The following is an 18819-nucleotide window of genomic DNA, read 5'->3' on the forward strand; positions in this document are numbered from 1 at the left end:
TTCTTATAAGATAGGAGATAACAACCGGGCAATTGCTTCTTTAAAGCGAATCCACTTAGACCTTGACTGGTAAAGCTTGTAGGTTAATTCCGTAGATTCCTTCAAATCTTCATTGAACCGGTCAGCCAATAACCTCGCTACATCTGAATGATACAAAAAAGCATTCACTTCAAAATTGAGACGGAAGCTTCTTACATCGATGTTAGCAGTTCCAACCGAGGCAATATTTCCATCTACTACGATGGTTTTTGCGTGTAAAAAGCCTCTCTGATAAACATAGATTCTGGCACCTGCCATTAACAAGTCGCCTATATTTGAATAAGTCGCCCAGTAGACGAATGGGTGATCCGGCTTATTGGGGATCATCAACCTTACATCCACCCCAGATAACACGGCTATTCTTAACGCATCTAACAAACTGTCGTCAGGTATAAAATAAGGTGTTTGGATATACACATACTTTTTCGCGGACATGATCATCTTAATATAACCATGCTTGATTTGTTCCCATTCCGAGTCAGGACCACTTGAGACGATTTGCATTCCTACATCGCCTTTGGACTTTGCTTGATAAAACCGATCTTCATAGACAATGTCTCTTCTGGAAGCCTGATTCCAATCGAGAATGAAGCGTGTCTGCATGTTATGAACGGCATCGCCTTCTACCTTGAGATGGGTATCTCTCCAGTAACCAAACCTTTTACTGAATCCTAAATACTCGTCCCCAATATTGAAACCGCCGATATAACCGATTTCTCCATCTATAATAACCAGCTTTCTATGATTTCGATAATTGATTTTCAAGTTCACTTTAGGAATTAATGAAGGAAAGAATGACTCCACTTGCCCTCCAGCTGCTCTTATCCTCTTAACGTATTTTCTACTAAGTAGACGTGATCCCATGTCGTCATAAAGAATTTTGACATCTACATTCTCTTTAGCTTTCTTGATCAAGGCTTCTGCTAACCTTTGTCCAAGGTTGTCATCCCTTATGATGTAATAAAGTAAATGAATATGGTCTTCTGCCCTCTCAATGTCTTCAAGAAGGGCGTGGAACTTTTTCTGTCCATCTGTAAAAACTTCTACATCATTATTTTGAGAAAAAAGGGCGTCATTGTTTTTTAAATGCATATAGATTAAATCTTCATATGGAACAATTTCTTTTCGCTGCACTTCCAGCGTGTTATCTTTAATAGCCTTTAATTGTTCCTGGACAGCTGTCAGTAACCCTAACCGGCTTTTTTTATCCCAAATAAAAATTTCTTTATGGCTTAATCGTCTTCCAAAAATTAAGTATAATAAGAACCCTACGATTGGCAAGAAAAGCAAAACCATGAGCCATGCCCACGTCGCACTTGCATCCCGTCGCTCTAAAAAGATAATGGCCAATGCTAGCAAAACGTTCAAAATTAAGATTGTCGTTAAGATATAGGGAATAATATTCATCTGGAATCACCTGCCTTTACTATCGTGGGTTGCTCATTTACTATATCATATTTCATTTTTCTGGGACTAAGAAAAACCAATAACCAAAATAACAACAGTTCAAAAAAGAGATATGCTCTAATGATAGAAAGCATACCTCTTTTTTTAAAACGTTATCATTAATTTTTCATTAAAATTCCTGCCTCAGACAGAGCATACACTGCTTCTTCTATTGCATCCCGACTGTCTGCAGCAATTGTATGGGTATGAATGCCACCCGTCAGCTCCAAAAGGAATGAAGCATTGGTAGAATTCACCTGTTCAATAAATTTCTTTACATCGCGGCGGTTTGAAATACGTAGTTGGGCAGTCAAATCCCCATAGATAGGATGCTCTACTACGACATCTTGAACATGAACACCATGATCGACGAGAATATTAAGCTCTTCCTCTGTCTTTTCTGCTCCATGTTGACACACGATCGTCTTTTGGTAAGCCAGCTCTTCTTTGACATCCGTCATATACATATAGCCCTGACTCGTTGCTACAATCGGTTCGTTCCTCGCCTTCAGCAACGAAACATCTCCTACGATCACTTGTCGCGTTACATTCATTTCTTCCGCTAATGAGCTGCCTGTTACTGGTGAGCCTCTTTGTTTAAGCAAAGATAAGATATGCTCTCTCCGCTCATGTGCTTTCATTTTCTTAGAAGATTGACTCATATACATGACTCCTTCAAACGATTTACAAACTATGATTGATCGCTTTCCTTAGTAAAACTCAGTTAAAAGTTAAACCCGTTCAGTTTCCATTGTTCAATAGAAAAAGTGGTCGTCCCAAGTGAGGTGAATAAAATACGTTCTTCATCTGGCTGCGGGAAGACCCTTGAAGTAAAGACTTCCTTTCCTTCATTGACGAAGACCTCAAGTGATGAATGGTCAATGAATAAATGGAGGTTCTTCAAACCATCTTCGAGCTTAACTCTTCTAAATTCCGTTTTCTTTTTATCCTCTAAGTGAGGTCTTGATAGAGTTAGTATACCCTCTTTATAACTAAGTGAAGCATGTTGGAAAAGTTCAATCGCAAATTGATCCTCTACCTTATCAAATTCAAGGTTCAATTCAATTGGTTTCCCTTCCACTCCTCTGATTGCTTTTTGATCATTTTCAATCGTAATTGACGAATGCAAAAGAACAGGTCCTCTCATTTCCTTCAGTTCTTCCACAGGCTTCTGAATAATCTGTTCTCCATTCCAAGTCAACTCTCTTGGTATTGTAAGGCAGTGCACCCACTGATTTTCGATAGTTGGATGCGCTTGTTCGTATTGATCAGGCACTCCCATCCATCCAACTAAGATTCTTCGGCCCTTTTCATCAAGCGTGGTTTGAGGGGCATAGAATTCGAATCCACGGTCCAATTCACGAAACGGACCATGATTGAATTTAGGATGAGCATAATCAAGAATGCCTGCAAAGTAGCCACTCTGGTAGGTATTCGCATAATTCATCCCCTCTTCTTCCAAACCTTGAGGAGAGACGATGAGAATGTCCTTTCCATTTAGTTCAAAAACATCTGGACATTCCCACATGTAACCAAAATCTCCAAGCTGTTCTTCATTGCTTCCGGTAATACTCCCTAGTAATTCCCAGTCGTAAAGGTTAGAAGAACGTAAGAGCACCGCTTTCCCTTCCATGTTTTCGCTTTGTGCTCCAATTACCATATACCAATGATCAGCCTTTTTCCACACTTTAGGATCTCTAAAATGAGCCGTGTAGCCTGCAGGCAAATGAACAACGACCCCTTTTTTCTCAAAATGAATGCCATCCTCAGATACTGCAAGACATTGATAGGTTTCCCTATTCCCTTGTTCATCTTTCACATTTCCTGTGTAAAAGAGGTAAAGAAGCCCATCGTGAGAGACAGCACTTCCCGAGTATACTCCGTTTTTGTCGAACCATTCTGACGGTGTTAGTGCGGCTTTTTCATGAGTCCAGTTGACGAAATCTTCCGAAGTGTAATGACCCCAGAACTTAGCTCCATGGCCTGTATCAAACGGCATCCATTGGTAAAAGAGATGATATGTCCCCTTCCATTGAATAAAACCGTTTGGGTCATTTAACAACCCTACAGGCGGCATATGATGAAAACTCTGCCGATAGGGATCCGCCTCTACCTTTTGTTTGTATTTCTCAATTTCTTCTAATGCTAGCGCTCGTAGTTGTTGATCTTTTTCAGACATGTGGCACCACCTATTTCAAATAATTCTCAACTTCTGTCTTTGTCGGTAAAGCCGTCATCGCTCCTTTAGTTGATGCGGCAAGAGCTCCTGAAACACTGGCAAACCGGGTGATCTCTTCCAGTTCCTGTATAGCCAACTGATTCACTTGTTTCGCTCGTTCACTCAGCTGATATAAGATGCCTGACACAAAAGCATCACCCGCTCCAGTTGTGTCGACAGCATCTACTTTCATAGCAGGGACAAAGGTGTGACCTTCTTGATTGTACACATGACTGCCTTCGGCTCCCATCGTTACGTAAAGCAACGGGATTTTGTAAGAGGCCAGTTGTTTTACACCTACTTCAATATCTGTCTCTCCTGTGAGAAACTCTAATTCTTCTTCAGAAATTTTAACTACGTCTGCTTCAGCAAGCATCGAAAGGATTGTTTCCTTCGCTTCGTCTGCACTCTTCCACAACCCGAGACGCAGGTTAGGGTCGTAGGAAACGATCAATCCATTCTCTCTTGCCTCACGCACAGCAGCTGCTGTAGCTGATTTTGCAGGTTCATCAATCATAGAGATCGAACCGAAATGCAGGAGGTTGTGAGTAGTGAACAGGTCAGCTTTCACTTCTGACTCTTCTAAATAACGGTCAGCACTCGGATCGATATAAAAATCAAAACTCCGTTCACCATGTTCATCGAGAGTAACAAATACAACACCTGTTCTCGTATCTTTAGTTAAATACATAGCTTCAGTATTAACCCCGAAATCAGTCAAAGTTTTCTTAAGGAAACGACCTAGTACATCATCCCCTACTTTCCCAAGAAACGTAGAATTAGCTCCAAGTCTGGCTGCTCCAACTGCTACGTTGGCAGGCGCACCGCCAGGACTCTTTTGAAAATTAATATTTTCGTCATCCAGAGGAATAAAGTCGATCAACGCTTCCCCTAAACAGATGATTCCTTTTGACATGCTATTCATCCTTTCCATATGTACATTTTTTAAAGGTCCATTAAATTTCTACACCCATTATACCCGTAGACCCTCGTTCGTTTCCAATAAAGAAAAGAAAAAAGCCTAAAACAGCTGTTAACCGTTTTAGGCTCTCGTATAAATTATTTCGTTTGTAATGTTACGATATTCGTTTGCCCTGCACTGGCAGCGTCGCTGTAGGAAGGATCAAAGTTTTCAACGATGTCATCAAAGTTTGTGATGATAACGGGTGTGATCGTGCTTTTCGCTTTTTCCTTTACGAGTTCAGGGTCAAAAGTAATCAAATGATCTCCTGCTTCTACTTTGTCTCCTTGTTTGACGTGGCCTTCAAAGCCCTCTCCTTCCATTGCTACGGTTTCTAAACCAATGTGGACTAGAACTTCGACGCCAGATTTCGTTTTAACTCCCACAGCATGATTTGTAGGGAAAATCTGCACGATTTCTCCTGAAACTGGGCTGACCACTTTTCCGTCAGTCGGTTCGATAGCCACTCCATCTCCCATCATCCGTTGGCTAAACACAGGGTCGTCTACCTCATCTAACGGTACGACCTTTCCATTCAACGGGGCTACAAGCTGCTCTTCAACACTTTTTTTACCAAACATTTTTTTAAACATACAAACACCCTTTCAAACATGTTAATGTGCTTCTTACGTTCACCATTATAAAACAAACTTGTAGTTCTTTTCCCTTGAGACGAATGAATAAACTCCGAATGGATTATTGTCCAAAATAAAAAGCCAGGAAGATCTCCTGGCTTTTCCGATTTACTTACATTCTTCTAATGCTTGAGTAAGGTCCTCCCATATATCTTCAACTGCTTCCAGACCGACAGAAAGACGAATCAGCGTATCTTTGATCCCCATCTTCTCCCTCTCTTCTTCAGGGACTACTGCGTGGGTCATGGAGGCAGGATGCTGAATCAATGTTTCTGCATCACCAAGACTTACAGCTATTTTAATTAATTCCAACTGGTCCATGAAGAATTGAGCATCTGATTTCGATCCATTTATCTCGAAAGCGAGGACGCCGCCTCCTGTTCTCATTTGCTTTTCTTGAATCGCTTTTTGGGGGTGATCTTCCATCCCTGGGTAATACACGTTCTGAACGAAAGGGTGCTGTTTTAGTCGCGTTGCGATTTCTTCAGCATTAGTGCTGTGGCGATCTAAACGTACGTGCAAAGTCTTCAACCCGCGTATTAAAAGCCAGGCATCAAACGGGGATAAGACTCCGCCAATATCTTTCTTAGCATTCATTGCTACAGAATTCATGAACTCCTGTTTTCCGACTGCGAGTCCTGCAATCACATCTCCATGGCCCCCAATATATTTGGTTGCACTGTGAATAACAACATCACACCCTAATTCAAGCGGTCGTTGTAAGTAAGGAGTACAAAAAGTATTATCAACCACAACTGGAATCCCATATTCTTTTGCGACCTGTGCGACCATCGATAAATCTACCATTTTCATTGTAGGGTTGATAGGAGTTTCAATAAAAATACAAGCTGTGTTTTCCGTCAACCGACTGCGAAGTTCCTCCTCATCCTCCATAAGACTGAAGTCATGAGTAATGCTATATTTTTCTTCCAGCATTTTTAAGAGACCAAATGTACAGCCATATAAACCATTTGAGCATAAAATATGGTCATTAGCTTTCGTAAGGGAAATCAATACAGCTGACACGGCAGCCATTCCGGACGCGAAGGCGAGCCCCCTCTCTCCCCCTTCAAGTGTCGCTATTCTCTCCTCTAAAGCTGTGACCGTAGGATTACCTAATCGTGTATACACATATCCATCGTCTTCCCCCGCAAAGCGTTTCTCCCCAACAGCGGCAGATGGAAATGAAAACGTTGATGTTTGATAAATAGGCGTTGTCAAACTTCCCAGATCATGAGCATCGCCCTCGTTGTGGATCATCGAAGTCTCCAAGCGCTTCCTTTTTTCCCCCATCTTTCTTCCCCCTTCTTATCCCTTCTCTTTTCCTATTATCTTAAGTTTGTAAGCGTTTTCAGTTCATTTTAACAAAAAAGGAGGGGGACTGACCTCCTCCTTAACTACTATATTTTGATTGTAGTTGGGGACTCGCTCTTCTTTTTCTTCCATGCAGGAATACATAGATAAATACGGCCCCGAAGATAATAAATGAACTGTTAAAATAGAGTGATGAGAATCCTATTCCTGTAGCGATGGCTCCCACTAAATAGGAACCGACTCCTATACCAATATCAAAAATGGTAAAGAATGTAGCCGTCGCCGCTCCTGCCCGTGCCGGCACCTTTTTCAGTGCAATCGTTTGAAAGCTCGGTACAATCGTTCCCCATCCGAGCCCGATTAACCCGCCTGCAAGTAACAGTAATAGAGCTGTATTTGCGAAACTTAGAACGAGCATTCCTATTCCAAACACAATAATGGAAGGTATAACAATGATGTTTTCGCCGTACTGATCGAACCATTTTCCAGTGAAAGGCCGCGAAATAAGAAGAACTAAAGCATATACGACAAAGAAATAACTGGCTGCTTCAGCAAGTCCCAGCTCATTCGCATAGACCGAAACGAATGATAACACTCCTGAATAGGCGAGAGCCATAACCGCCCCAGTCAGAGCTATCGGAATCACAGGCTTCTCCAGAAGACCGTTCACTTGAGGCAGGACGCTTTGTGACTTTTCTACTGCACGATTAGGAACAGGATTTTTAATCATTAGTCCTGAGATAAATGCGATGGCGCCGAAGATTGCACAAATTACAAACATACTGACAAAATTGAACGACTGAATGATCGTCAACCCGAGAAAAGGTCCAAGAACCATCGCGAAGTTCATCGACATCGCAAAATACCCCATGCCTTCCCCTTTCCGCTGATCAGGCACCACGTCTGCTGCCAATGCACCTAGTACGGTCGTTCCCATTCCAAAACCAAGCCCCTGAATAAAACGCACGATCAGAATAAGTATGAATGAGTGAACAAACAAATATAGAAACGAACTGATGAAGAAAAGAGATAGTGAAAGCATAACAATAGGCTTTCTCCCGACCGTATCAATCCACTTGCCTGCTAGCGGACGAATTAAAATAGCCGCTACTAGGAAAATAGTGATGACAAGCCCAGATTGTCCTTCATCTACTTTAAGTTGATCAATCGCGTAAATAGGAAGAGTGACAAACATTAAATAGAATACAAGGAATACGAAAAAGTTACTAAAACATACATTCAAGAAGCTTTTCGTCCACAACGCCTGGTTTTTCTTCATCATTTCCCCTCCTTTTCTTTACGAATAAGTCCAGTCAATTCTTTTACGTGAAGATCCAGGCTGCGCTCTCTTTCTTTTCCTAAACCGGAGCGCAAGCGGCCTTCTGCCTCCTTAATCGCTTTTTCCCAGACTGGGTAACGGATCTGCCCCTTCTCAGAAAGGTAAATATCATTTGTTCGTTTATCCGCACTGGAATGCTTTTGAATATACCCGAGCTCTTCTAACTTTCTTAACGTTCGTGACAAAGGTGGTGCCTCAATATTCAAGCGATTTTTCAATTCTGTTTGAGTCATTGCCCCATGATAATGCAATTGAAAGATTACAGACCAGTGGGATAAAGAAATCTCTTCCCCTTCGAAAGCCTGATTCAAATACTGACCTAATTCTCGGGATAGCTGTTGGATATGATAGAAAGTTAATGACATAAGTGGATCTCCCTCGTTCGTTATCTAGGTAACGGTTTTATCAAAAAAAAAGACTTCCTTATTCAGGAAGAAACATGGAAGAGCTTATCATAGAAACCTTCTGTATGTCTACTCATAAACAATAGCGCGCGCCTGACTTAGCTATTCAACTAAATTCGGCACGTCCTTCCAACTTCATCCCAGAGGTTTCCTGGTAACGATCACTCCCATACTGGTTCTCCAGCTATTAATGCTAAGCCTATTTTGATTTGTTAATTTTTACAGCTTTTAAATACATGAAAATAGTTATTGAGGAAAGACTGAGTAAAAGAGTCATTGAGGAGGGAAATTATGGACCATAAACAAGAATGGACCCGCCCTGAACCTATGTGGCGTGAAGATACAGACTTACCAACATTCGATTCACTTGAAGAAAATACGTCTGCAGACGTCGCTATCGTCGGGGGCGGAATTACTGGTATTACGACAGCCTATTTGTTAGCGAAAGCTGGCAAGCAAGTGATCCTGCTGGAAGCGGATCGTATTCTTAATGGAACGACAGGTCATACAACGGCTAAAGTCACCGCTCAGCATGGACTGATTTATCATGAGCTAATTAAACACTTTGGTGAGGAAAAAGCCTCTCTTTATTACCAGGCCCAAATGAACGCTTTTGGATTTATGGAAGAAACCGTAAATAAATACAACATCCAGTGTGATTGGACAAAAGAAGATGCCTGTATTTTCTCGACAACAGAGAAAGGTGCCCAAAAAGTCACAAACGAATATGAAGCCTACCAAAAGCTTAATATTCCAGGAGATTTAACAGACTCACTGCCTTTTGATATGGAAACGACGAGTTCGCTTGTCATGAAGGATCAAGCCAGGTTCCACCCGCTCAAATATTTAGCTGCTTTGGTTGACCGATTCACTGAACTAGGCGGCCAGATTTTCGAGGGAACAAAAGCAACGGATTTAAAAGAAGGCGAGCAGCTTGAGATTGAAACCGGAAATGGCTCGAAAGTGACCTGCCAATATGCGATTTCATGCAGCCATTTTCCATTCTATGATGGCAAAGGGTTCTATTTCAGCCGAATGTATGCTGAACGCTCTTACTTGATGGCTATTGAACCAGAACGTGAGATTCCTAAAGGCATGTATGTATCCATAGATGAGCCGAAACGAACGATTCGTACTGCTGAATACAACGGCAAGCCTATTCTTCTAGTGGGAGGCGAGAACCACAAAACAGGGGATGGAATTGATACTTCTTTTCACTATCGAGCTATCGAAGAATTTGCTGCTCAGACGTTCGGCATTAAGGAGAAATTATTCCAATGGTCCGCTCAAGATTTGACTACCTTAGATAAAGTCCCTTACATCGGACCGATTACAAGGAAGAATAATCGAGTATTGATCGCGACGGGTTTTCGAAAATGGGGGATGACAAACGGCACACTGGCCGCTCAATTATTGAGCGATTATGTACGTGGAGAAGAGTCGCTGTTCCATGAACTATTCAAGCCTTCCAGATTCAAAGCAGACCCGAGCATGAAACAATTCCTCTCCCAGAACTTTGACGTAGCCGTTCACTTAGTTGAAGGAAAACTAGAATTGGTCGCTGATCGACCTGAGCGTCTTAAGAAAGGTGAAGGAAAAATCGTCCAGTGGAGAGGCGAACGGGCAGGTGCTTTCAAAGACGAAGACGGAGAACTGCACCTGCTTGATACAACCTGTACGCATATGGGCTGTGAAGTCGATTGGAATAGTGCAGAACGTACGTGGGATTGCCCATGCCACGGATCGCGTTTTTCCTATGATGGAAAAGTCGTGGAAGGTCCAGCTGATCAACCACTAATGAAAATATCACTGGAGGAACCTACTCCACGTTCCTACATGGACATAAAGAAAAGCAATGAAGAACAACAGGATCAACCATAATTGATATGCACTGCCTGTTTAAAGGCAGACCCAAAAAGCTGGTGAGAAGATCTCGCCGGCTTTTTTATTGTTTAGGAAATGATAAAGGTCCTGTCTGTGTATATTTTTGTACTGGTCAGCGACATCCACCTCCAGCCCACCCTTGCGACATAAATAACTCGTCCTGCGAAAGGAAAATCACCTTCCTCCAGGCGTTTCGTGTCGGGGTGGATTCCAGGGGGCGTCCTCTTTTGTTCTCTCAAGCATTTTTGTTTCCATAAAAGAAGAATCGGACTAGAATATGAACTAAATACATAGTTGAGAGGATTATCATCATGGTTAATGAAACGAAACTAGGCGTTGTTTATACAGCAGGCGCCTATATTTTATGGGGCTTTTTACCAATATATTGGAAATTGGTTCAACAAATTCCCGCGTTTGAGATACTCGCCCACCGGATTGTCTGGTCTTTTATCTTCATGGGAATTGTTGTGTTGATTGCGAAGAAACAGCGCGCATTAGTAGAAGAATGCCGCTCTATACTTCAAAATAAAAAACGTCTCCTTGGTATCACGCTGGCTTCTATCACAATCAGCATTAACTGGGTGACTTATATATGGGCCGTCAACACCAATCATGTAGTCGAGGCAAGCCTGGGATACTACATCAACCCACTTGTCAGCATTCTCTTAGGGATGATTGTTTTGAAAGAAACATTCTCTAGAGCCCAATGGGTCGCCTTTCTCCTAGCCGGATCAGGTGTCTTCTACATGACCGTCCATTTTGGCTCTGTTCCTTGGATCGCTTTGCTGTTAGCTTTCAGTTTCGGCTCCTATGGCTTGTTGAAAAAGCTGGTGCCGCTGAATGCCATGTTCGGGTTAACCATCGAAACGTTGATTGTTACCCCTGTTGCCTTAATTTACTTACTTTCCCAACAAGCAGGTCAATGGGTTCAGGTGGATTGGCTGTCCCTTACAACTGTGCTTGTTTTTGGAGCAGGGGTTGTTACAGCGATTCCCCTGTTGCTATTCTCAGCTGGAGCCAAAAGAATCCCTTTATCCATGGTTGGTTTTCTTCAATATTTTGCGCCGACTATTATGCTGTTTATCGGTGTCTTTTTGTATCATGAACCCTTCACAGAAGTCCATGCTATCTCTTTCACATTAATTTGGGCAGGGCTAGCGTTGTACACTGTTACGCGTATGAAGCGTCTTAGAAAATATGAACCTAAAGCGAGCTGAAAGAAGTGAAAGGTAAGTGTTTAACTTAGTCTTTCAATAAATGAACAACTAAGTTCAGTTCGTCCTGAGTCTCCGCCAAGCCTAAGACAATCATTGAAATGAATGGTTATCGACAAAGTCGGAGGCTCGGACGATGGAGCTGGATATAGCCCTACCCTGTAAAAAGTATCCAACACAATTAATGATTTCCTAATCAAAAAAGGAGCTTTCTCTAAAACTAGAGAAAACTCCTTTCTTTCTACCAACTCAAATAAGCAGCCGCATCTTTACCTGAGAGAAATGCACTTTCAAACCTTGTACGTCCTGCTTCGTCATTTTCACGCAAGAAAGCATCACCTGCCACGACTAAGGAACCATCCCCAGCCAAATCCAAATAGGATTCCTTAAGGACTTTTTTAGCCTGTGCATATCTCCAGCGCTTCAGTTGTTCAGACTCTAAATCCTTCCAATCAAAATAGCGATCTACTTTTTCTCTGATCAATGTCCGGACATAATCTTCACCATAATATCTCCTCGACCAATCTCCGTTCATATAAACACTTACAATCGTGTCGTTGGAGATGCCTTTTTTCTGATGATCGACTACCCGCTCGACGTCCTTTGGAAGATTTTCATCCAAGTGACCATCTTCAGGTAGTCCCGTTGGTGAGCGAAAATGATAAATTCCTACATAGGCAGGTTCAAACAAAATACTTCTCAGCTTATTCATTTCTTGGTCAACCACTTCTACATCGCTCGCCTTTAACAGCTCCATGACCTGAGGGACCGGCATCGTTAATAAAATTTTGTCTGATTTCCAAACGTTCATTTTGTCATCATACACACGGTAGCCGTCAGGATATTTGACGATTTGAGTGATTTTGGTATGTAATGATGCACGAATTCCTTCAGCTAAGTGCTTAGCCAAACCATTCATCCCATCAACAGCTGTATAACGAGGATAAGGATCACCAAACCAATGTTTAATCCACCCCTCTTTCAACCAATCCTGTACTTCTTCTCCCAATTCATCGGTCCTTACGGTGAAAAATTGAGCGCCATGATCAACTTTACCATCCGCAACTCTTCTAGTAGCTAAACGTCCACCTACACTTTTGCCTTTATCAACTAATAAGAAATTTGTTCTTCCTTGTTTATGCAAACGTCTTGCTGCAGTGATTCCAGACAGACCTGCACCTACAATTGTCACTTCATAGTGCTCCATCCCCATCACCTCCACGTTGTATATACTGTTCCCTTTATAAAATAAAAGAACACCTCCAAATTGATGGAGATGTTCTTATTTTACCAAAAGTTTTAAGCTTCGTTGACTTTTTTCGTTCGACGAATTTTACTAAGCACTTCATAGGCCAGAGGTACAATCAGCAATGTCAGAAGCGTTGAGCTCGTCAAGCCTCCAATGACTGTCACACCTAGACCTTTACTAATAATTGACCCGCCTTCAAAGCCTAAGGCAAGCGGCAGCAGCGCTCCAATGGTCGCCAAAGCTGTCATTAAGATCGGGCGTAATCGTGTCATTCCAGCATCGATTAGGGCTTCTCTTGTCGAAAATCCTTCTTTTTCTTTATGAATGACACGGTCGATCAGAACGATCGCGTTTGTTACAACGATTCCAATCAACATGAGGGCTCCAATCATGGCGGAGATGCTTAATGTTTCTCCACTAATTAATAGACCTAATACCGCACCGATAATTGTGAACGGCAGGGAGAATAAGATCGCAAGCGGCGCCAAGCCTCCACCAAAGAAAATGACCAGGATCAAATACACAATGGCAATGGCAGCCAGCATCGCCAATCCAAGCTGAGTGAAAGACTCGTTGATATCTTCGGCTACACCGCCTTGAGTAATATCAACACCATCGGGAGTTTCCATATCCTGAACCTTTTCATTCACATTGGCAGATACAGTTCCGACATCATCAACAATGATTTCTGCACTCACACTCGCATAGACACGGTTGTCACGCCGAGTAATGGTGTCAGCTGTTGTCCCCTCTTCCACTTCTACCACGTCACTGATAGGAACAGATTGACCTGTAGGGCTCTTTATTTCACGATCAGTCAAGTCGTCGATATCACTATACTTTTCTTCCTGCACCTCAAGGTAAACATTGACTTCCTCTCCGTCCTGTACAACGGTTGTTATTACTGGGCGTTCTCTATTCTGATTCAGCTCCATGCCTAACTGGCCGGCAGTCAAACCTAACTGGCTCAACTTCTCGTGATCAGCGACTAACGTGTATTCTTCATAAGACTCAGAGATACTCGAATCAATGTTACGCAAGTTATCCTGTTCGGATAAAAGCTCTTCTACGTCGGCTACTACCGGTTTTATCTCCTCTGTATTATCGCCATAAACCCTTAATTCAAGACCGTTGCTTGAGCCGGTACCAGAGAAGTCCTGACTGGCCCATTCTCCTTTGTCTGTTTGCTCATTCAATTGATCGATGACTTGCTGGGATTCTTCAGAGAAATTCTCCGTTTCGTCAGCGTATTCGACATAGAAGACAGCCTGATTCGAGGCTCCAGGGCTCATCGGGTTTTCTCCACCGACAGAATACTGAATCGTATTTGTCCCTTCTCGCCCTTCAAAGAATTCTTGAGCATCCATAGCGATGCTTTCTACATCCTCAAGCGTTTGCCCCGGCTCTGGATTGTAGGTGGCCATTACCATTTTTTGCTCTTGTTCTGGTAAGAAACTTGTTCCTACTAGTGGAACCAAGGCAATACTCCCTACTAGAACACCGATTGCAATTAAAGTAGCTATGATTTTGTGATTTAATGTGCTTGTAAGGATAGAACGGTAAATTCTTGCTGCAAGTCCTCCACCCTCTTCATGCTTCACCTGTTTGACCTTTGATTTTTTCAGAAGAGTATCTGAAAGCATTGGTACAATGGTGATGGCTACTAATAACGACGCAAGCAGTGCAAATACAACCGTTAAAGCGAATGGAAGGAAGATCTGACCAACTGTCCCCTCAACCAACCCTAACGGAAGAAAGACCGCGATCGTGACAAGTGTAGAAGATAGAATCGGCATAAACATTTCACGAGTTGCCGATCTTATCAAGTCTTTACCAGCTAATTTTTCGCCAGGTAAGGACATCCTTCGGTAAATATTCTCCACCACGACAATGGAATCATCGACGACCCTTCCTATAGCCACCGTCATCGCTCCTAATGTCATGATGTTCAACGTAATATCCAACTGTTTTAACAGTAAGATCGCAATCAGTAAGGACAATGGAATCGAAATAATTGAAATGATGGTTGTTTTGAAGTTACGCAGGAACAAAAGAATCACAATAACAGCAAACAAACCGCCAAATAGTGCTTTATTAAGCATTGTACTTACAGACTCTTCAATGGGTTCCCCTTGATCAAAGGAATAAATGAACTCAACTCCGTCCAATTCCCCTTCAAAACTCGCTGTTTCTTCTTTCACGGAATTCACAACATCTACCGTGTTCGCTTCTTGCGATTTAACCACCTGCAGAGTGATCGAATCTTGCCCATTCGTTCGGGAAATCGATTCTGCCTCCCCAACAATTTCAATGTCGGCAATTTCCTCTAGTTGAACTGTAGGGATCTCTGCCATAGCCGCTTGTGCTTGGGAACCTTGCTGACCAGACGGTTGGCCTTGCCCTGTCTGCCCTTGTGGAGGTGTCGCCTGCCTTTCCGATGGTGCACCCTGACTTTGAGACTCACTGGTTTGGCCCTGCGCGGATTGACTCGGAACCGCTGGTATTTCCAGATTTCGCAGTTCTTCAACACTAGTTAGATCACCATTCAATACAACTGATTTCTGTGTATCGTCAAAATTATATAACCCTAACGGGAAAGACACATCTGCGCCTTTTATTAAATTCGTAACTGTTTCAGCATCCATGCCCCGTTCAGCTAAAGCATCTTCATTTATATCTATGCGAACTTCCTGCACTTGCTGGCCGGATACTTGAACTTCTGCCACACCCTCAAGTCCTTCAAGAGCGGGAACGATGTCTTCTTCAACTGTAGTGGTTAATTGTTCCAGTGATTGATCTCCATTCACTGCGCTAAAGCTCACTACTGGAAAAGCGTTAAAATTCAAGCGAGAAACTGAGGGCTCTTGAGCTTCATCAGGCAGTTCAGCTTTATCTATAGTCTCTTGCAATTCGTCCTCTGCTTCGTCTAAACTTTTATCAAAGCTATATTCAAGCTGAAGAGAAGAAGCGTTTTGATAAGACGTGGAGCTGACGGTCTTCACTCCACTCAAATTACTAACCTGTTGTTCCAATGGTTCAGAAATTTGATCCGCTACCTCTTCAGGCGTAGCACCTGGATAAACGGTGGTAACTGTAATAATCGGTGGTTCAATATCAGGTATCGTTTCCAATTTCATATTTAAACCTGAGTATAAACCCGCTATCGTAATGATGATGGTCATTAGCCAAATAGCAAATTTATTGTTCATCGAAAAATTGATGATGCCTTTCATTTCTGCTTTCCTCCCTATATTGACCGTATAGTCAGAACCATTTATAATACTAATGACCAACCGGTCATAAGTCAAGAGGAAATGCTTTTGAAACTTTTATGTTAATCTAACATACATGAACCTCCGAGATAGAAAAAGTAAGGAGCAATGAAATATGGACCAAAAGTCAATTCACATCATAGAGCAGTCAATCAAACTATTTGCTAAGAAGGGGTTTAGCTCTACTTCCGTACAAGAAATAGCAAACGAGTGCGGGATGTCTAAAGGAGCTTTTTATCTCCATTTCAAATCAAAAGATGCCCTCCTTCTAGAAATTTTCAACTACTACTATGAAAGAATCCAAAGAAAAATAGACGATATACAGTCTCTTGATCTAGATGCAAGAACTAAGTTTATCAGGCAAATGCAAATTACATTTGAAGAGATTGCAGAGCACCGTGAATTCATCATTATGCAAATTAGGGAACAAGCTATTCCTTTTAATGAGAATATTGATGAATTTTTAAAGAAGACCCGCTTTAACTCCTATCTTTTTTATAAGCGGCATCTTTTAGCGATTTATGGAAAAGAAGTAGAAGAGTTTCTATGGGAAATTAGTTTGCTTTTGCAAGGAATATTCAAAGGTTTTATGGACCTTGTCATCATTGAGAATGCGAAACTTGATTTTAAGGCACTGTCAGAAGCTATGTTGAGAAGAACGGATTATATCGTTGAAGGATTCAAGGCGAGTGGTGACCAACCGGTCATAACAGAATCAGTCATGGACCAGGTCATCCCCAAGGATTATTATCAATACGAATTGGATGAAATTATTCAAAGATTAATTGAACTCGAAGACCAGTCCAGCGGGGAAATAAACGATACCCTTTCCGTTTTGCTAGACGAAATACAAAAAAACGACCCTCGTCCAGCCATTATTAAAGGTATGCTTTTTAATTTAGATGAGGTAGAAAGCTATCAGGGACTCGCCGGTCAAATTAGAACATATTTCAAGCTTTAAAAAAGAGGGGCCGCTATCGCCCCTCTTTTTCCTTTAGTAAACACTTTCAGCTTCTAGAATTTCATCCAGTATCGGATAAACTGCTTCAACTCCCTCTTCTGCAATTAAACACGCCACTCCAAGAGGTGTATCCCAGAAAGAATCCGGTATATACGGATTTTTTAGTCCAGATGGCTGAAAAAGTGCTTTATAAATTCGATTCAAATGCTGCTGAGTAATTTGAGGATCTGTTTCACCTTCACCTCTAGCAATGAGAAAAACATAACGCATCGATTGAAATAAATTGTCACCAGGCATGAATGTGTATTCTTTAAAGAATTTGAGCTGCTTTTCTGCTTCCTCTTTCAAACCGCCTTTAACTGCCAAATCATCTAAATGTTCATGTAAATGTCGATACACTTGCTGAAAAATTCGTCTTTTTTCATCCTGCATTACGCGGTCAGTGTAGATTTCTTGCAGTTTTTCAAACGCCTTATCTTTTGACCATGTCATATACTCTCACCTCTCTATATAGAATTCTATACAAATAAGAGCCTTTCCTTCTTCAAGATTCTGGATTGAAACCAAAAGATTGAGCCTCCAGCTGAATTGATTGATGCAGCAAAGGAATATCCGGTGATTCCCGCTTCAATTGTTCAGCTAGATTAGGGACAAGCTTATTCCAAACCATAGGGTTGGCGGCCATTGCCTGGAACAGTGCCATTTCATTTGGTGTCCATTTTCTAAGAGACTGAACATAATTAAGCGTTAAATCATGCCCCGGATTTAGGCGCCGATCCCGTTCTTGTTGAAAAACTTCCATCGCCTCTCCACGGCTTTTGCCTTGATCCATCAACTGGATCGCCTCGGCTAAAAGAAAGGACTGCATGAATGCATCATTGATACCAAGCCCTGTACTGGGGTCTTTGCTATGCCCCGCATCTCCGATCAGCGCCCATCCGTCTCCATAAGCTTTTCTGAAAAAATTAGGCATGCCTGGAGTTCCAATGATCTTGCCTCGTAAAACAGCTCCTTCAAGCCTCATGTCCATTCCATAAAGTGATCGATACATTTTTTCAAAGCTTTCTTTCGGCGATTTCATCATTTGCTTGAACTCTTCCGGATAAATTTCAAGCCCTAAACAATCCCTGCCTTCTTCCATTGGAAAAAGAAAACCGATCCTTCCTTCATGTAGGAAAATTTCCGTGGCAGGCTCCTTTAATGGCTTCACCCCATCATAGTAGCCATAAAGAACCGGCCGAAGAGGATTCTGCTGTTTATATTTTTCAGCTTTAACCCAATAAGCGATATTGGAATGCTTCCCGTCTGCCCCAACAACTAAATCACAGGAAATGGACTTCATTCGGCCGGCAGGGTCTTCTACAACGACTCCCTTGACCTGTTTTCTTTCCCATATCAAATCACGGACAGAATGATTTTCTCTTAGAGAAACTGTAGGAAGATCATTCGCTCTATTTAAAAGAATTTGATCCAAAAGATCACGCTTTGGAATAATCGTATAAGAAGCACGTGGTCCTTCCACAAAGCTGCTTCCAATATAGGTTCGCATCCGGCTGATTTTACGCAAGCCAGAAGCTTCAACTTCCTTAAGCACCCCAAGCTTTCTTAAATATTCTAGATGAGACATATGATGAGTCGATAAAGTGTCACTCGGAAACGAGGCTTTATCCAATAGCAGCACTCTCTTCCCCATTTCTCCCAATTGAATCGCCAGGCTAGAGCCTGCAACTCTTGCCCCTACAATGATCACATCATACCTTTGCTCCATTTACTTTACTCACCTTTTCAATCGTTTTTCTTCCATCCTATCATGTAAATAGGAAAACTAGTACTCACCTCTTCCTCTTTATTTACAGTCTGGTTCAAGCAACTAAGTGTAGAAA

General features: G+C 42.0%; 15 protein-coding genes. 3 read left to right on the forward strand and 12 right to left on the reverse strand.

Annotated features, from left to right (window positions below; all coding sequences use genetic code 11):
- Positions 1 to 3: 3 nt before the first annotated feature.
- From cls to ACRYKC_RS00215, 8 genes are all read right to left on the reverse strand, one after another.
- The gene (gene cls, locus ACRYKC_RS00180) at positions 4 to 1446 is read right to left on the reverse strand and encodes a cardiolipin synthase (protein WP_433804627.1); all 1443 of its coding nucleotides are present in this window, start codon (positions 1444 to 1446) and stop codon (positions 4 to 6) included.
- A gap of 158 nt (positions 1447 to 1604) precedes the next feature.
- A complete protein-coding gene (locus ACRYKC_RS00185; RefSeq protein ID WP_433804628.1) occupies positions 1605 to 2147 on the reverse strand; it encodes a transcription repressor NadR in 543 nt (180 codons plus the stop codon).
- Positions 2148 to 2209: 62 nt separating this feature from the next.
- On the reverse strand, positions 2210 to 3664 hold the full coding sequence (locus ACRYKC_RS00190) for a glycoside hydrolase family 32 protein (protein ID WP_433804629.1): 1455 nt from the start codon (positions 3662 to 3664) through the stop codon (positions 2210 to 2212).
- Between the two features lie 10 nt (positions 3665 to 3674).
- Positions 3675 to 4619 (reverse strand): aminoimidazole riboside kinase, encoded by a 945-nt coding sequence (locus ACRYKC_RS00195; RefSeq protein WP_433804630.1) that lies wholly within the window; start codon positions 4617 to 4619, stop codon positions 3675 to 3677.
- Between the two features lie 143 nt (positions 4620 to 4762).
- A complete protein-coding gene (locus ACRYKC_RS00200; RefSeq protein WP_433804631.1) occupies positions 4763 to 5257 on the reverse strand; it encodes a PTS sugar transporter subunit IIA in 495 nt (164 codons plus the stop codon).
- A gap of 150 nt (positions 5258 to 5407) precedes the next feature.
- Positions 5408 to 6592 carry a methionine gamma-lyase gene (gene megL, locus ACRYKC_RS00205; RefSeq protein WP_433804632.1) on the reverse strand — a complete coding sequence of 395 codons (1185 nt, stop codon included), beginning with the start codon at positions 6590 to 6592 and terminating at the stop codon, positions 5408 to 5410.
- Positions 6593 to 6692: 100 nt separating this feature from the next.
- Positions 6693 to 7892, reverse strand: coding sequence for an MFS transporter (locus ACRYKC_RS00210; protein ID WP_433804633.1), 1200 nt, complete (start codon positions 7890 to 7892; stop codon positions 6693 to 6695).
- Positions 7892 to 8317: a MarR family winged helix-turn-helix transcriptional regulator gene (locus ACRYKC_RS00215; protein ID WP_433804634.1), complete on the reverse strand. Its 426-nt coding sequence runs from the start codon at positions 8315 to 8317 to the stop codon at positions 7892 to 7894. The genes ACRYKC_RS00210 and ACRYKC_RS00215 overlap by 1 nt, the downstream gene beginning before the upstream one ends.
- 330 nt (positions 8318 to 8647) lie before the next feature.
- On the opposite strand from ACRYKC_RS00215, the gene ACRYKC_RS00220 reads away from it, so the two are divergent.
- Positions 8648 to 10237 (forward strand): FAD-dependent oxidoreductase, encoded by a 1590-nt coding sequence (locus tag ACRYKC_RS00220; RefSeq protein WP_433804635.1) that lies wholly within the window; start codon positions 8648 to 8650, stop codon positions 10235 to 10237.
- Between the two features lie 314 nt (positions 10238 to 10551).
- Complete coding sequence (gene rarD / locus ACRYKC_RS00225) at positions 10552 to 11457, forward strand: EamA family transporter RarD (RefSeq protein ID WP_433804636.1); 906 nt, start codon at positions 10552 to 10554, stop codon at positions 11455 to 11457.
- 238 nt (positions 11458 to 11695) lie between these two features.
- Here rarD and ACRYKC_RS00230 read toward each other — a convergent pair whose 3' ends face one another.
- Complete coding sequence (locus tag ACRYKC_RS00230) at positions 11696 to 12661, reverse strand: NAD(P)/FAD-dependent oxidoreductase (RefSeq protein WP_433804637.1); 966 nt, start codon at positions 12659 to 12661, stop codon at positions 11696 to 11698.
- 92 nt (positions 12662 to 12753) lie between these two features.
- Complete coding sequence (locus tag ACRYKC_RS00235) at positions 12754 to 15936, reverse strand: efflux RND transporter permease subunit (protein WP_433804638.1); 3183 nt, start codon at positions 15934 to 15936, stop codon at positions 12754 to 12756.
- A gap of 154 nt (positions 15937 to 16090) precedes the next feature.
- Here ACRYKC_RS00235 and ACRYKC_RS00240 point away from each other — a divergent pair, with 154 nt between their 5' ends.
- The gene (locus ACRYKC_RS00240; RefSeq protein ID WP_433804639.1) at positions 16091 to 16936 is read left to right on the forward strand and encodes a TetR/AcrR family transcriptional regulator; all 846 of its coding nucleotides are present in this window, start codon (positions 16091 to 16093) and stop codon (positions 16934 to 16936) included.
- Between the two features lie 33 nt (positions 16937 to 16969).
- Here ACRYKC_RS00240 and ACRYKC_RS00245 read toward each other — a convergent pair whose 3' ends face one another.
- Positions 16970 to 17428 carry a hypothetical protein gene (locus ACRYKC_RS00245; protein WP_433804640.1) on the reverse strand — a complete coding sequence of 153 codons (459 nt, stop codon included), beginning with the start codon at positions 17426 to 17428 and terminating at the stop codon, positions 16970 to 16972.
- A 52-nt stretch (positions 17429 to 17480) separates the two neighbouring features.
- Entirely contained in the window at positions 17481 to 18704 is a 1224-nt protein-coding gene (locus tag ACRYKC_RS00250; RefSeq protein ID WP_433804641.1) for an NAD(P)/FAD-dependent oxidoreductase, read from the reverse strand.
- Between the last annotated feature and the right edge of the window lie 115 nt (positions 18705 to 18819).

This window comes from Halobacillus sp. A1-3, assembly GCF_050971765.1.
Classification (GTDB): Bacteria; Bacillota; Bacilli; order Bacillales; family Halobacillaceae; genus Halobacillus; species Halobacillus mangrovi_B.